The organism is Leclercia sp. W6 (assembly GCF_003336345.1).
Lineage (GTDB): Bacteria > Pseudomonadota > Gammaproteobacteria > Enterobacterales > Enterobacteriaceae > Enterobacter.
This window is the reverse complement of sequence record NZ_CP031104.1, coordinates 1430723-1444352: the sequence shown is the minus strand read 5'-3', so window position 1 is coordinate 1444352 and position 13630 is coordinate 1430723. Positions and strand designations below refer to the sequence as shown.

The 13630-nt window shown below is 52.7% G+C and carries 19 protein-coding genes and 1 pseudogene; 17 read left to right on the top strand and 3 right to left on the bottom strand.

Annotated features, from left to right (window positions below; genetic code table 11):
- Nucleotides 1-5: 5 nt before the first annotated feature.
- Together DVA43_RS07020 and DVA43_RS07015 are read left to right on the top strand one after the other, a co-directional pair.
- Nucleotides 6-383: an Insecticidal toxin complex protein tccz gene (locus DVA43_RS07020; RefSeq protein WP_147271014.1), complete on the top strand. Its 378-nt coding sequence runs from the start codon at nucleotides 6-8 to the stop codon at nucleotides 381-383.
- Nucleotides 376-507 (top strand): annotated as a pseudogene (locus DVA43_RS07015) (DNA polymerase III subunit theta); the annotation flags it as partial. The gene DVA43_RS07020 and the pseudogene DVA43_RS07015, both read left to right, overlap by 8 nt.
- Nucleotides 508-592: 85 nt before the next feature.
- On the opposite strand, the gene DVA43_RS07010 reads toward DVA43_RS07015, so the two are convergent.
- Entirely contained in the window at nucleotides 593-1078 is a 486-nt protein-coding gene (locus DVA43_RS07010) for a hypothetical protein (protein WP_114315065.1), read from the bottom strand.
- Between the two features lie 282 nt (nucleotides 1079-1360).
- The gene (locus tag DVA43_RS24470; protein ID WP_147271013.1) at nucleotides 1361-1648 is read right to left on the bottom strand and encodes a hypothetical protein; all 288 of its coding nucleotides are present in this window, start codon (nucleotides 1646-1648) and stop codon (nucleotides 1361-1363) included.
- A 773-nt stretch (nucleotides 1649-2421) separates the two neighbouring features.
- Here DVA43_RS24470 and DVA43_RS07005 point away from each other — a divergent pair.
- The 11 genes from DVA43_RS07005 (at nucleotide 2422) to DVA43_RS06955 (ending at nucleotide 8254) form a co-directional block, all read left to right on the top strand.
- The gene (locus DVA43_RS07005; RefSeq protein ID WP_039029266.1) at nucleotides 2422-2661 is read left to right on the top strand and encodes a hypothetical protein; all 240 of its coding nucleotides are present in this window, start codon (nucleotides 2422-2424) and stop codon (nucleotides 2659-2661) included.
- A 34-nt stretch (nucleotides 2662-2695) separates the two neighbouring features.
- Entirely contained in the window at nucleotides 2696-3295 is a 600-nt protein-coding gene (locus DVA43_RS07000) for a DUF1367 family protein (RefSeq protein ID WP_114315064.1), read from the top strand.
- Nucleotides 3296-3299: 4 nt separating this feature from the next.
- A complete protein-coding gene (locus DVA43_RS25085) occupies nucleotides 3300-3500 on the top strand; it encodes a hypothetical protein (protein WP_114315063.1) in 201 nt (66 codons plus the stop codon).
- Between the two features lie 2 nt (nucleotides 3501-3502).
- A complete protein-coding gene (locus DVA43_RS06990; RefSeq protein ID WP_114315062.1) occupies nucleotides 3503-4108 on the top strand; it encodes a recombination protein NinG in 606 nt (201 codons plus the stop codon).
- Nucleotides 4105-4245, top strand: a complete 141-nt coding sequence (locus DVA43_RS06985; protein ID WP_114315061.1) for a YlcG family protein — start codon at nucleotides 4105-4107, stop codon at nucleotides 4243-4245. Before DVA43_RS06990 ends, DVA43_RS06985 begins: the two co-directional genes overlap by 4 nt.
- Entirely contained in the window at nucleotides 4242-5024 is a 783-nt protein-coding gene (locus DVA43_RS06980; RefSeq protein ID WP_114315060.1) for an antitermination protein, read from the top strand. Before DVA43_RS06985 ends, DVA43_RS06980 begins: the two co-directional genes overlap by 4 nt.
- Before the next feature lie 935 nt (nucleotides 5025-5959).
- Nucleotides 5960-6145 (top strand): hypothetical protein, encoded by a 186-nt coding sequence (locus DVA43_RS06975; protein WP_103179507.1) that lies wholly within the window; start codon nucleotides 5960-5962, stop codon nucleotides 6143-6145.
- A gap of 161 nt (nucleotides 6146-6306) precedes the next feature.
- Entirely contained in the window at nucleotides 6307-6630 is a 324-nt protein-coding gene (locus tag DVA43_RS06970) for a four-helix bundle copper-binding protein (protein ID WP_103179202.1), read from the top strand.
- Between the two features lie 533 nt (nucleotides 6631-7163).
- Entirely contained in the window at nucleotides 7164-7394 is a 231-nt protein-coding gene (locus tag DVA43_RS06965) for a class II holin family protein (RefSeq protein ID WP_051916132.1), read from the top strand.
- A 1-nt stretch (nucleotide 7395) separates the two neighbouring features.
- Nucleotides 7396-7899, top strand: coding sequence for a lysozyme (locus tag DVA43_RS06960; protein ID WP_114315059.1), 504 nt, complete (start codon nucleotides 7396-7398; stop codon nucleotides 7897-7899).
- A 37-nt stretch (nucleotides 7900-7936) separates the two neighbouring features.
- Nucleotides 7937-8254, top strand: a complete 318-nt coding sequence (locus DVA43_RS06955) for a hypothetical protein (protein WP_371414031.1) — start codon at nucleotides 7937-7939, stop codon at nucleotides 8252-8254.
- A 155-nt stretch (nucleotides 8255-8409) separates the two neighbouring features.
- On the opposite strand, the gene DVA43_RS06950 is transcribed toward DVA43_RS06955, so the two are convergent.
- Complete coding sequence (locus tag DVA43_RS06950; protein WP_114315057.1) at nucleotides 8410-8610, bottom strand: glycogen synthesis protein GlgS; 201 nt, start codon at nucleotides 8608-8610, stop codon at nucleotides 8410-8412.
- Between the two features lie 209 nt (nucleotides 8611-8819).
- On the opposite strand from DVA43_RS06950, the gene DVA43_RS06945 reads away from it, so the two are divergent.
- The 4 genes from DVA43_RS06945 to DVA43_RS06930 are packed head-to-tail and all read left to right on the top strand — an operon-like array spanning nucleotide 8820 to nucleotide 13600.
- Nucleotides 8820-9806, top strand: a complete 987-nt coding sequence (locus tag DVA43_RS06945; protein WP_114315056.1) for a terminase small subunit — start codon at nucleotides 8820-8822, stop codon at nucleotides 9804-9806.
- The gene (locus tag DVA43_RS06940) at nucleotides 9784-11088 is read left to right on the top strand and encodes a terminase large subunit domain-containing protein (protein WP_114315055.1); all 1305 of its coding nucleotides are present in this window, start codon (nucleotides 9784-9786) and stop codon (nucleotides 11086-11088) included. Before DVA43_RS06945 ends, DVA43_RS06940 begins: the two co-directional genes overlap by 23 nt.
- Nucleotides 11089-11091: 3 nt before the next feature.
- Complete coding sequence (locus DVA43_RS06935) at nucleotides 11092-12495, top strand: DUF4055 domain-containing protein (protein ID WP_114315054.1); 1404 nt, start codon at nucleotides 11092-11094, stop codon at nucleotides 12493-12495.
- 1 nt (nucleotide 12496) lies between these two features.
- Nucleotides 12497-13600 carry a phage minor head protein gene (locus DVA43_RS06930; protein WP_114315053.1) on the top strand — a complete coding sequence of 368 codons (1104 nt, stop codon included), beginning with the start codon at nucleotides 12497-12499 and terminating at the stop codon, nucleotides 13598-13600.
- Nucleotides 13601-13630: the final 30 nt, after the last annotated feature.

Genomic DNA, 13630 nt, shown 5'->3' with positions numbered 1-13630 from the left:
GGGATATGAAATTAAAGGTATGTATTTTGATATCAGCAGCGCTTGTCTCCGTGAGTGCGAGCGCTGCACGCAGTGGCTTGGAATTTGCTGTAAACGGGAAAAATTACGCATTCATGCCTGATTGCATAAAGGAAATTAATTATACGGGAAAGGATGAGGGAGAAAGTTTATCCATCAACTTTACCGATTATTGTGCGAATAGGATTCGATCCATTTCTAAGGAAAATATGGGTGGCATGATGGATGTTTCATATTTAGGAAACGTTTTATTTAGTGGCCCAATCTTAACACAGATTAGCGATGGGTTTCGTTTCTCGACAGAGCGCACTTCAAGGGTTGTCTTGGGACGTATTCTGAATGATTACGAAGTAATCGATGATTAATCACAACATTGCAGAAAAACCACAGGAAGACTTCGACAAGGGGAACATTGACCTTGCAGCTTCCGTAGTTGCGTACAAAGAGCGCCTGAACATGCCGGTGATCGTTGAGGCGCTGGTGCGGGAAAATTTGCCGGAGCTATGTCAGTCAAAACAAATTGCACCTGGCCTATAATCCCCTCAATGCTGAGGGGATTATATTAGTAATCAGATTATTTTTTTGTTTCCCTTTTTGGAAAGGGAAGCTTCAAATATTCCATGTCATAGTTAATTTCTACTTCATTGACCCATTTCCACCACTTATCTCTATAATCAGCAGCAAAACAGTGCTCTTCAGCATCCTGAAGGTTATCTAATAATTCTTCACTCAGTTCAGGGTGTATTTTAATGAAATCGTTGAGGTTTTTTTCAAAAATACAAGAACGAATAACCATGCAATAGAATACTTTTCGCATTTCTGCTAATTGTGCCTCATATGCTTTAATTTTTTCTTGATATTGAGATTCCATAGCATTTTTTTGTCTTCTCAGCTTCGAAAGAGCGGCATTCGCGTCCAAACGCTGAGTCTGTAAATCAAGTTCGTGAGCTAGTTTTTCTTTATGAGCAGCCTCGCTTGCTCTGTGTGCGTCTCTATCCCTTTGCGCGGCATCGAAGTCGTGGTTAAAAAATGGATTATTACCTTTTCCCCAGAAACCCATAAACATATCCTCAAGTTAATGTGCGTGAACCCGCCGAGACTGTCAGTCTCATCCTCCCAAAATCAGAGTTATATGGCAACCGAAGCGACCTCCTTTCGCTGACGCGCTGGTATGTGCAAACCTGCGGGAGATGTGCGGGCAGCGGGAGAGGGCTGCTTAAAAAACATGCTAACAAAAGTACTTATTGAGGACAGGCTTAAAGCAACAGGAGCTGGCATGATCCAATGTCGGCTTGAAAATGCCGGGATAATTCCCGGCGTAGTATGTGAGGCGATACGTGTTTTAAGCCGAAATCATCACTTGATAAGCAACAAACAGGCAAATACCAATAATTACAATGGCTGCAATCACATTGAAAATTATTTCACCAGTAGTGGCTGGCAGCTTCTTCCCACCATATACATTCCCGCCCCCGTGGTTGTCTTGATATGGATTGCTTGGTGGTGATGGATGTCTGTAAGTGGTGGGGTTGGGAGTAAAATCAAACCTAATCTTGGATCGCTCTTCCTCTTCACAGTGAGGGCAATGGTGATTAGTAATAGTTCTGAAACATTTTGAGCAGGTAGCCATAGAAACACCTTTTAAGGGAGTGGAACAACAATAGAACCTTCTACTTCATCTTTTTTTAGTTTTTATTTAATTCCCTGTTTTGCTTAGCTTCTGTTTGCCTTCCTTAGGCGTAACTTTAAATTTTACAAAAGTATCTGGGCCTTTCAATCCTCATTTTTAGTGGTGGTTTAGTCGCCTCGGGCCGTAAACAGATCATAAAAGCGATATAGGGATTCCCATATCGACAGCCAGGGCCTCCCCGGAGGCCTTTTTCTCGCCTGAATAACCACCCCGGCGCACCCGATCGATAATACCGATCGATACCAGAATATTGAACTATGAAATCGATTAGATAATAGCCACAGCACAGCAACAAATTATCAACCTGACATTAAGTGTCAGCGTCGCAATATACCCTCAGGTCCAGGCCTGCTCTACGTTTATCAGGGTTGAGGGTTTTCTAATCAGATATTTACCCCAGTACTTTTAGCCCCGACTAAGTGTTAAAAATAACGGTCAGTTTTTACATGGAAGTAGCGTAAAAATTTATTCAAATCAATGAGATGAATGGACTTGCACAGACATGCATTTCATGTGCATACTTAAGCCAAACGGATAATTACTGTTTATATATACAGTGTTTTGTTGTATGGTTTAAGTGCTACAGAAAAAAATGAATTTTTCTTCCGGCGAACCTATTAGGAAATTTGCGCCATTTGTTATTTTGGCTCTGTGGAGTGGAGTTCTCCCCGCCGGGAGAGGGTATTTGGTGATAGCAAAGTGAGGAGGTCGATGTGAAAGAAAAGCAGGAGCAGGGTGACTGGTACGACATTATCAGGCGTTCAGACGGCAAGCTTATTGGTTCAATGCCGTTTGAAAGCCGATGTCTCGTTTACACCAGGAATGGCATGGTGTCGTGCCGCCCGCTGCTGGAGGATGAAGGGATTTTTAATCTTTCTTCCGGAACCCGTTTTCTTCGCCGCCTCGGCTACCACGTCAATCAACCCTCTGATATTATGATATCAACGGACTGAACACCCGTTGACCTGATGCGCCACGGAGAACACCATGGCGCAGTTACAACTCATCAAGAATTCTGCAGGAACCCTGATCCCCGCCTCGCCGGAGACCAGCGAATTACTGCAATCAAAAATCAAGCTCGGCGCCGTGCTGGTGGCCGACTTCAAACAGGTCCGTAACCCGGCCTTCCATCGTCGTTTCTTTGCTCTGCTGAATCTTGGCTTCGAATACTGGGAGCCAACCGGCGGCGCTATCTCCTCCAACGAACGCAAGCTGGTGACCGGTTACGCGAACTTCCTGGCATCATTCGGCGGGAGCGAAGCCGCGCTGCTGGATGCTGCTGAGCAGTATCTTAAGCAGGTGGGCAGCCGCCGCATCACCAATGGCATCAGTCTGTGCAAATCCTTCGACGCCTACCGCGCCTGGGTAACCATCGAATCCGGGCACTACGACACAATTCAACTGCCTGACGGCACCCTCCGGAAGCATCCCCGCAGCATTGCCTTTGCCAATATGGACGAGACCGAGTTTCACCAGCTCTACAAAGCCGCGCTCGATGTTCTCTGGCGATGGATATTGTCGCGCGCATTCAGGGATCAGCGCGAGGCTGAGAACGCCGCTGCGCAGCTGCTGAGCTTCGGGAGCTGATCAGATGGCTAAATCATGGTTCCACTACACCGAATGCACAACCGAGCAGGCCGAGGAACTTCAGCGGCAGTACCAGCGCCGGGGCGTAGCCGTAACGCGCAGCCTCAATCCTGGCTACCAAACATGGACCGTCAGCGTAGAGCGGCAGGAGGTGAAGTACCTCGAGCCCACGCCGCGTACGTTCCGCCAAAAGGTCTGGGGGTGAGCATGGCTAAGAAACCCCGCCGCAAGTGCGCAAACCAGAGCTGCCGTGAGTGGTTCCACCCGGCCCGTGACGGACAGGTGGTCTGTTGTTACGAGTGCGCCACCGCCGTTGCCAAAGCGCAGACTGCGAAGACCCGGGCCGAGGCTCAGCGTGCTGATAAGAAGCGCCAGCGTGAAGAGGAGAAGGCGCAGCGTGCGCGGCAGGCTGAACGTCGCCAGGCAGTGAAGCCGTTAAGTTATTTCCGCGACCAGGCACAGCAGTCTTTCAACGAGTTCATCCGGTACCGGGATCGGCATCAGCCATGCATCAGTTGCGATCGATACCATGACGGGCAATACCACGCAGGACACTTCCGCACTACCGGCGCTAACCCGGAGCTGCGCTTCAACGAGGACAATTGCCATAAGCAGTGTTCGGCCTGCAATAACCACCTCTCCGGCAACCTGACGGCATACCGCCCGGCGCTGATCGCCAAAATCGGCCAGGCCCGCTTTGACGTCCTGATGGGCCCGCATGAATTACCGAAATGGAAGCGCGACGACTACATCCGGATCCGCGATGAGTACCGCGCAAAGCTCAAAAAACTAAAACAGCAGGTGGCTGCATGAAACCAGAACTAATCGAATCTCTTCGCATGCGCTGGTCGCGCCTCCGTATTTATCGCCGCCCCGGAACGGTGCTGGTGGACTACCGCATTCTTCGCAACTTTATTCGCATTTACCAGATGGCAGGAGCCGCAGCATGAACCTCGAAAACACCGTGAAATACCACTTCGCAAAATCCACGATGATCAGCGACTCCCCGCGCGCCACTGCATCAGATGCACTGACCTGTACAGATATCATGGCTGCCATGGGCATGACGCAGGAACGCGCCGCCATGGGGTACAGCGCTTTCCTCGGAAAGATGGGGATCAGCAATAACGACAGGGAGCGGGCGATCGCGCTGTTGGCCGATTACGCGCTGAGCAAATGCGATAAGGTCGCCGCGCTGCGCAAGCTGGATGCCGCGGTTAAGCCGCTGGTGGTGCGCCAGCTGGCCGCCTTCGCTTTCGAGGATTATTCCCGTAGCGCCGCCAGCGTTAAGCAGTGCGATTGCTGCGCGGGGCAGGGGTTCATTGAGGCTGATGTTTTCACCAATAAATACCGCAAGCCGGAAGGTAAGATGATCGTGGCCGGCATGGTGAAGGTTCAAGAGACCGTTAAAGTGCTGTGCAAAAAATGCAATGGCGCAGGTCAGGTCAGCGCAGCATGCAGTGACTGCCGGGGGCGCGGTAAAGCGGTAAATCAGAAACTGACTGAGAAGCAGGGCATGCCGGTCCTGGCCGACTGCAAGCGCTGCGGCGGGCGTGGCTATGAGCGGATCCCTTCAACTGAGGCATATGCGGCTGTTTGCCAGATTACCGATGCGATCTCTGTTGCTACTTGGGAAAAGTCGGTTAAGCGGTTCTACGACCAGCTGATCACTAAATTCGACATTGAAGAGGCGTGGGCAGAGGCGCAGCTGAAACAGATAACGCGATAGCGCTCACGGAAATAGCTTACGTTTCAAGCGAGGGCTATTTACTTTTCCGGAATCTGTGTTAATTTCTTACTAACGATGGGCTTTATATGTCCAGAGTTAAAAATCCTGAACCTCGCTATGGCGGGGTTTTTTATTATTAAGTAACTTGTAAGTTAAATGTATCTTTTAAGGCGCAAGCAACGTAGAGTGCCCGGGTGGTGAATCCCCCTCAGCGGTGGGGCGGCTAGGCAAAACGAGTCGGGTTTGTAAACGCGGTTCTGTGGTCTAGCACAGGGTCACCGGGAGGCACCCGGCACCACGACCTCCGTATCATCTCTTCCCAGGGCTGTCGATTGGCGGCCTTTTTGTTTTACATGATTCTGGTCTTCATAGTATCGCCGGTCTTTTTCGTTCATACCGAATAAATAAAAAGATAAAGTTAGCTTTATCGCAGGAAAGCGATTAGGCTGCGCCTGTGGTGAATCCCCCTAAGCGGTGGGGCGACTAGACTGGGAGGTGAATGACGCGATTCTGTGGTCTAGCATAGAGTCACCGGGAGGCACCCGGCACTACAGTTCCATTACCACAGTTTTTAAGGCTGCCGATTGGCAGCCTTTTTGTTTTACCTGACCCTAACCAGCACAGCACTGCTGGTCTTTTTGTTCATACTGAATAAATATACAGATATAAATAGCTTTATGGCAGGAAGAAGACTAGGCTGTGCCTGTGATGAATCCCCCTATGCGGCGGGGCGACTAGACTGGCAGGTGAGTAGAACGCGGTTCTGTGGTCTGGCGCAGAGTCACCGGGAGGCACCCGGCATCACACCCACTCATGCACTTCTTTGTCCGGCCCTGATGTAAGTTATGTGGCGCACAGCAAGCCTGGATTCCGGTTTACATATCAGATAATGTCATCTTGATGAGTTCTGTCAGAGCTTGCAGAGGACAATGATTATGGAGGAAGGATTTTACTGGATACAGCACCAAGGGAAGGTCCAGGTTGCCTACTACACCCACGGAGAAACCGAAGACCTTGAAACGGGTAAGACCGTAACCGGTATCTGGCACCTGACGCAGGGGGATCCCATTTGTGATAATGGTGAAGCAGAAGTTCTGGAAGGTCCTCTTACACCATCATGAGATCGTTAGTCGTTTCGGAATTTGATGAAGGTAGTCGTTATTCGAATGCGTTCCCTGTAATTACAATTTAGGCGAATTTGGAATAACGCTCCTATTAACTGGCATCATCGCACTCCTGTAACCAGACTTAGTTTTCTGCTTACGACTGAAAGGAGCGAAATATGCCAATTAACCATGCTGAATGCATCGAGGCCTGCTACAAATGCGCGGCTGCCTGTGATTATTGTGCTGCTTCATGTCTGAAAGAAGAACAAGTGGATATGATGCGTGAGTGCATAAGACTCGATATGCAGTGCGCGAATATTTGTCGGCTCGCAGCGCAATTTATGACCTTTGATAGTGAATTTGCCAAATCGCTATGCCGTGTCTGCGCAGAAGTCTGTCAGAAATGCGGTGAAGAATGTGGGAAGCACGAAGCAGAACATTGTCAGAAATGCTCTGAAGCTTGCCTTCGTTGCGCAGAAGCGTGCCGCTCGATGGCTTAATGGAACTTGCTTCCAGTTTTCTGTTTGAGCATCGACACTTTAGAATTCTGACAAACTTTTGCTATTGTTAAGAGTCAGGTGAATCCCCCTGTGCGGCGGGGCAATCCAGTTAACTGCTAAGTGCAGATATGCTTGCGGCTCGTATAACTGGTAACGAGTTACCGGGAGGCAACCGGCACTTATCTTAGTATCCATACCTGATTTTAAATTTTGCCTGCTTGTAATAGCAGGCTTTTTTATATGCGCTTCGTTAGTAGTGCTATTATTAAATCGTGAACCAGGCCATAACCATCAACCGGACATCCTGACCGGTAAATGACGCTGCTCGACACGGCTGTTATACAGATGATGGCCTGGTATCATGCCTACCTACTTAGATTAAAAACTCAGTTTGGCCTGCTGAATAAGCGGGCCTTTTTTTTATCTCAGGCTTCCGGAACCCCCATCAAAGGTCTTGTCATTAATTCATCCGGAGAGCCTGAGCCCTACCCACATAACACCCGCATCCAAGCGAGGTGAGAGAAATGTCCCGTATGAGCAAACTTGTCACCGGAGTCGCCCTCGGCACCTCAGGAGGAACCATCCTGAACGGCGTCCTCACTAAACTGAGCCCTGACGAATGGAGCGCCATCGGCGTACTGGCTGGTATTGCCGGGATAATCGTTACAGGGCTCATTAACTGGTACTTCAAACGCAAGGTCGCCAATGCGCAGGTTAAGGCGCTGGAGAAATATGGCCCGGCGGTAAAAGTTGGAGAAGACTGATATGCCGATGACCAGTAGCTTTCGCAATAAACTGATCGCAGCAGCTGGTGGCGGTGCAATGCTGATAGCCTCGCTGTTTCTCGGTGGGAAGGATGGCGTTGAAGGACGTAAGTATGAAGCCTATAAAGACGTCGCCGGGGTGTGGACTGTCTGCGACGGCCATACAGGACGGGATATTGTCCTCGGGAAAAAGTATACCGATCGTGAATGTGACCAGATGCTGTGGAAAGATCTGCAGCCAGCAAAGCGCACGGTAGATAACCTGGTCAAAGTACCACTGGGCGAATATCAGCGCGCCGCGCTCTACAGCTTCGTCTTTAACGTTGGTTCTGATGCGTTCTCGAAGTCCACTCTGCTGCGTAAGCTGAACAAAGGTGATCACGACGGCGCGTGTGAAGAGATGCGGCGCTGGGTTTACGCTGGTGGTATGAAGTGGAAAGGCCTCCAGAACCGGCGAGAGATGGAGCGATCCATGTGCCTGGCGGAGAGCAGTAATGACCTTTAGCATACGAACGATTCTGTTGATCGCCCTCGTGGCCGTAATGCTGATAGGTAGCTATGGCGAGCTACGTTACCGGAATGGCTGGTACGCCCACTCCGACCATATCAACGTGCTGGCTGCCGATAAGCGCGCCAAAGCAGAGAAGGCGATTCAGCCTGTTGAGCAGAAGGCCGCTAAGGCCAGCGACGAAGGCAGGATCATCTACCGAACCATAACCCGCGATGTGGTGAAATATGTCCAGGATCCGAATCGTACCGTTTGTGATTTTGATGATGAGTCTGTCCGGCTGCGGCAACAGGCTATCGATGCTGCCAACTCCATCAGCGGATTTGATGCAGGAGCCGTGCAGGGGAAGTAACGCTGGCGCCAACAGCGACGAAGATCTGCAGGCTGATATTGAAACCGCCCAATGCCTGCGTCAGCTGCGGCTCAACACGTATCGCTGGCAGGCCTGGTATAAAGTGTTACTTTAAAGTGAGTGCCGGGCAGCTGACACCACCCGGCCCGTGCTTACTACTGCAGTTCCTTTTCTTTTAGCTGTTCAACGTAAAAGTCATAACGTTGAAGGAACCACAGCCGGCAGTCTTCATCCATGTTGCCGGTTAATGCATCCGTGCAGAGATGTCGGCCTTGCAAGTGCATCCGGGCAAAGCTTGAGGCAAGAAAATCTAAATCCCGGGAAGACACGACACCATTCTCACTTACTAACTGCATACATTCCTCCTCTGTTTGATGAAACAAAAAGAAAAATGCGGTTGTTACAAGTATGGCTCAAAAAATCGTACTCGTGGTTCTGAAGATGTGCATCGCTACGTTCAGACAGTAGCCATTACAAAGCTCATCTGCTGGTGGGCTTGATAATGGTTATCCCCTTGAGCGGATAAACCAAAAATACACCCTATAGGGGATAAATGGAGTGACCAATGGCAAAACCGGACTGGGGCGTGCTTCAGCAACGGTTCCTGTCCGATCATGCCGAAACCGGCGTATCACCGAAGGAGTGGTGTGAAGCGCAGGGACTAAACTACGCGACCGCACGTCGATATCTCAAAAAGCCAACTGCGCAAAATGCGCAAAAAACTGCGCAGAAGAAAATGCGCACTGCGCAGAAAGAACAAAGCGCAGAAGAGCTGGTGGACATACAGCTAAGCACGAAGGTAAAGCGCTTCATTGCTGAATACCTTAAGGACAATAACGCCACCGCCGCCGCTGCACGTGCTGGTTATAGTGACCCAAACTACGGTCGTCAGCTCATAACGAATCCTAACGTTGCGCAGGTCATTGCGCAGCAGCAAAAAGCCTCCATTGAGCGCAGTCTCGGCAGTGCCGATGAAGTCCTTGCCCAAATGTGGCAACTCGCCACGTTCGACGCCAATCAGCTCTCACAATATCGTCGCGGCGCCTGCCGCTATTGCTGGGGCTTCGGTCATCACTACCAATGGCGCGATGCGGTTGAGTTCGACGAAGCTCTCGCAAAGGCTGAAGGCAACGAACGAGCAAAACTCCCGGAAGACCCTGGAGGTTATGGCTATGACCACAATCGCGAGCCTAACCCTGAATGCCCACGCTGCAATGGCGACGGAATAGGACAACCATACTTCGCTGACACCCGAAAACTTCCTCCTGATGCGGCCCTGGCTTACTCCGGCGTGAAGCTGGGCAAGAATGGCGTTGAGATAACGGCTATTAGCCGTGAGCGTATGTATGAAGCAGTGATGAAGCGCCTGGGCCTGGCCGATAGCGAATTTGCGCAGCGACTGCAGCAGATTGAAATTGAGCGCCGGCAGCTGGAGGTGGAGAAACTGCGGAAAGAGCTGGCGACCGATCCTGATGATGATGTTCCTGCACCAGTTGCAATCAACATTAACGTGGTAGACGCGAGGGTTCGTGATGATAGCGCCGACGCTTAACGTTCCCCAGGCGCGTTTCCTCGCTATGCCGCATAAGTTTAAGGCCTACGTTGCCGGGTTCGGTTCCGGTAAGACGTGGGTTGGCTGCGGCGGCATCTGCAAGGGGATGTGGGAGTTTCCCAAGATCAACCAGGGCTACTTCGCGCCGACCTATCCGCAGATCCGTGACATCTTCTATCCGACAGTGGAAGAGGTGGCCTTCGACTGGGGGATGAACGTCAAAATCAACGAGGGAAACAAAGAGGTTCACTTCTACGCCGGACGCCAGTATCGCGGTACGACGATTTGCCGCTCAATGGAGAAACCTGGATCTATCGTCGGCTTTAAAATCGGCAACGCGATGGTTGATGAGCTGGACGTTATGGCTGCCGCTAAAGCGCAGCAGGCATGGCGAAAAATCATCGCTCGTATGCGTTACAAGGTTGACGGCCTGCGTAACGGCATCGATGTGACCACCACGCCGGAGGGGTTTAAATTCGTCTATCAGCAGTTTGTTAAAGCCGTGCGGGATAAGCCTGAGCTGGCTACGCTGTATGGGCTGATTCAGGCCTCAACGTTCGATAATGAGGCTAATCTTCCGCACGATTACATCCCGTCGCTGATGGACTCCTATCCGCCAGAACTGATTAAGGCGTACTTGCGTGGGAAATTCACCAACCTGACCAGCGGCACCATCTATCACCAGTTCGATCGCCAGCTTAATGGCTGTACCGATGAGGAACAGGCAGGCGAGCCGCTGTATATCGGCATGGATTTCAACGTCGGGAAGATGGCAGCCATCGTGCATGTGCTGCGCGACGGAGAGCCACGGGCTGTTCGTGAGCTGGTGAAGGTCTACGATACCCCGGCGATGATTAAGCGTATCCAGGAAGAGTTCTGGCGCTATGAGGGCGGTCGTTATGTCTCTTCTCGCCAGATTTACATATACCCCGATGCTTCCGGTGATTCGCGCAAATCGAACAATGCCAGCGCCACGGATATCGCGCAGCTTAAACAGGCTGGTTTCAGCGTGGTGGTGAACGCCGCCAACCCGCCGGTGAAGGATCGCATTAACTCCATGAACGCGATGTTCTGCAACGGCAACGGCGAACGGCGCTACAAAGTGAACGTCACCCGCTGCCCGGTCTATACCGACAGCCTCGAGCAGCAGGTATGGGCGGCCAACGGCGAGCCGGACAAATCCGCTGATAACGATCACCCCAATGATGCTGGTGGGTATTACATCGTGAAGCAATTCCCGATCATCAAGCCAACAGGCAAAGTCACCAAACTACGGATGTAAACCATGCCCGATATCTCTACCCCCAATCTGGACTATGGGAACATGGTGCAGGCGTGGGACATTAACGACGCCCTGATGGGCGGCACGCTGTACATGCGCCAGCTTGGTGAGGCTTATCTGCCGCGCTGGCCGAAAGAGGACAAAGAAGATTACAAAAAGCGCCTGGCGGTGGCCACGCTACTTCCTGCCTACGAAGAGACGATCAACCAGAACGTCGGGCGCGTATTCGCTGAACCAATCCAGTTGGGCGAAAACGTGCCGGACCAGCTGCGTGAGTTCGCGAAAGACGTGGACCTTGAAGGCACCCGCCTCGATGTATGGGCGCAGGCGTTCTTCAGCCTGGCGATGCAGTACGGTCTGTCCCATGCGCTGGTGGACTATCCGCGTGTGGACGCAGAGCAGGTCAGGACGAAAGCTGACGAAAAGGCGACCGGCGCGCGCCCGTACGTCACCATGCTGAATCCCCGCCAGGTGATCGGCTGGAAGTCGAAGATGACCGGCGGTAAGGTCGTGCTCACGTCGCTGCGCATCAAAGAGGTGGTGGTCGAGGATGGTGACGATTTCGGGCAGACAAAGGTCGAGCAGATTCGACTGCTGACGCCCGGGCATGTGCAGATTTACCGCAAGGCCACTGGTACTGATGGCCAGGTGGGCTGGGCGCTGCATGAAGAGTGGCAGACCTCCCGCCGGGACATCACCCTGGTCACGCTCTACACCAAACGCACCGGTTTTATGTGCGGCTCACCGCCGCTGCTCAACATGGCGCTGCTGAACGTCAAGCACTGGCAGAGCCAGAGCGAGCAGGACAACATCCTGCACGTCGCCCGGGTGCCCATCCTCACCGTGTTCGGGCTGGAGGAGGGGCAGGAACTGGTAATTGGTTCTTCATCTGCGGCAAGTTTCAATGATCGGCAGAAACAGGGCCTCGAGTACGTCGAGCACACCGGCTCCTCCATTGGCGCTGGCAAAGAGTCGCTGGCTGAGCTGGTGGAGCAGATGCGCCAGGCTGGCGCGAAGCTGCTGCGCACCGACAATACCTCGACCAAGTCCGTAGACCAGACCTCAGAAGAGAAGATGCAGGAGCAGTCCCCGCTCTACACCATGGCAACCAGCCTGGAAGACGCGATCGACAACATCCTGCAAATCATGGCCGAGTACATCGGCGAGAAAGAAGGCGGCAGCGTCGATGTCAGGACCGAGCTGGATGTTGAGTCGAAAGAGTTCAACCCTCCGGCGGCGCTGGCTATTCAGTCGCTGCGCCAGGGCGGTGATATTCGCCGCGTGGATGCGATTAAGTCATTGCAGAAGCTGAACATCATTGATGCTGATGCGGATCCTGATGTGGTGCTGAGCGAGCTGCTGGCCGAGTCAGCCACGTTGGCCGAACCGCCACCGGGCGAGGTGTGATATGGCCCGCTCGGTTAACGATCGCCTACAGGACGAGACGATAGCGCATGGCCTGTATGTGACCCGCTATGGTAATGGCGTCGCTCGGCGCATGGTGGCGCTACTGAACAAGCTGGATGCAGACCTGGCGGCCAGGCTGCTGGTGCTGCTGGACGGCAAGCGTGCCGACACCTACAGTGCTCGCCGCCTCGCTTCGCTGCTGGCTGGCGTACGTGACCTGAACCAGAAGGCTTACGAACCGGTCAATGATGCGCTGGCGCGCGAACTGATGCGCTACGTTGAATATGAGGCCGGGTATCAGCTGGACCTGTTCAGCAGCATCATTCCCCGGCAAGTGCTAAAGCATGTACCGCTGCAAAGTATTGCTCCGGAGCAGGTGTACGCCGCTGCGGTGGCGCAGCCGTTTCAGGGGCGTCTGCTGAAGGAGTGGGGCCAGAAGCTCGAATCGGATCGGCTGGACAAAATCACCAACGCTGTGCGCTCCGGCTTTCTCCAGGGTGAAACGGTAGAGCAGATCGTTAAGCGCGTTGCCGGCACGCCGAAACTCAACCGTGAAGACGGGGTGATTAACGCATCCCGCCGTGACCTGGCTGTGGTGACCCGCACCGCGGTCAATCATATGGCCGCCACGGCGCGCCAGGAGTTCGCCCAGGCCAACAGCGATATCGTGAAGGCCAAACAGTGGTCCTCCACGCTGGATACGCATACCTCTCAGTGGTGCATTATCCGCGACCGCAAACTCTACACCCTCGACGGCAAGCCGCTGGGCCATGTGGTGCCGTATCTGCGCGGCCCCGGCAAAATCCACTTCTGCTGCCGCTCCGGCGAAATCCTGATTACCAAATCATGGGAAGAATTGCAGATATCCTCTGGCGAGCTGAGCAGCGCTACGCGCGCCTCGATGGACGGGCAGGTACCAGCGCAAACCAGCTATGCCGACTGGCTTACCCGTCAACCGTACGCACGGCAGGAGCAGGTGCTGGGCGTCACCCGCGCCATGATGCTACGTGACGGCAAAATCACGGTGCCGGAGATGTTCAATGATGCCGGGGAGTTTCTTACCTTGGACGAACTGCGCCGCGTGGATGCGTCGGCATTCGAGTAACACAAACCTCATCAACATCAGGCTGCCTCC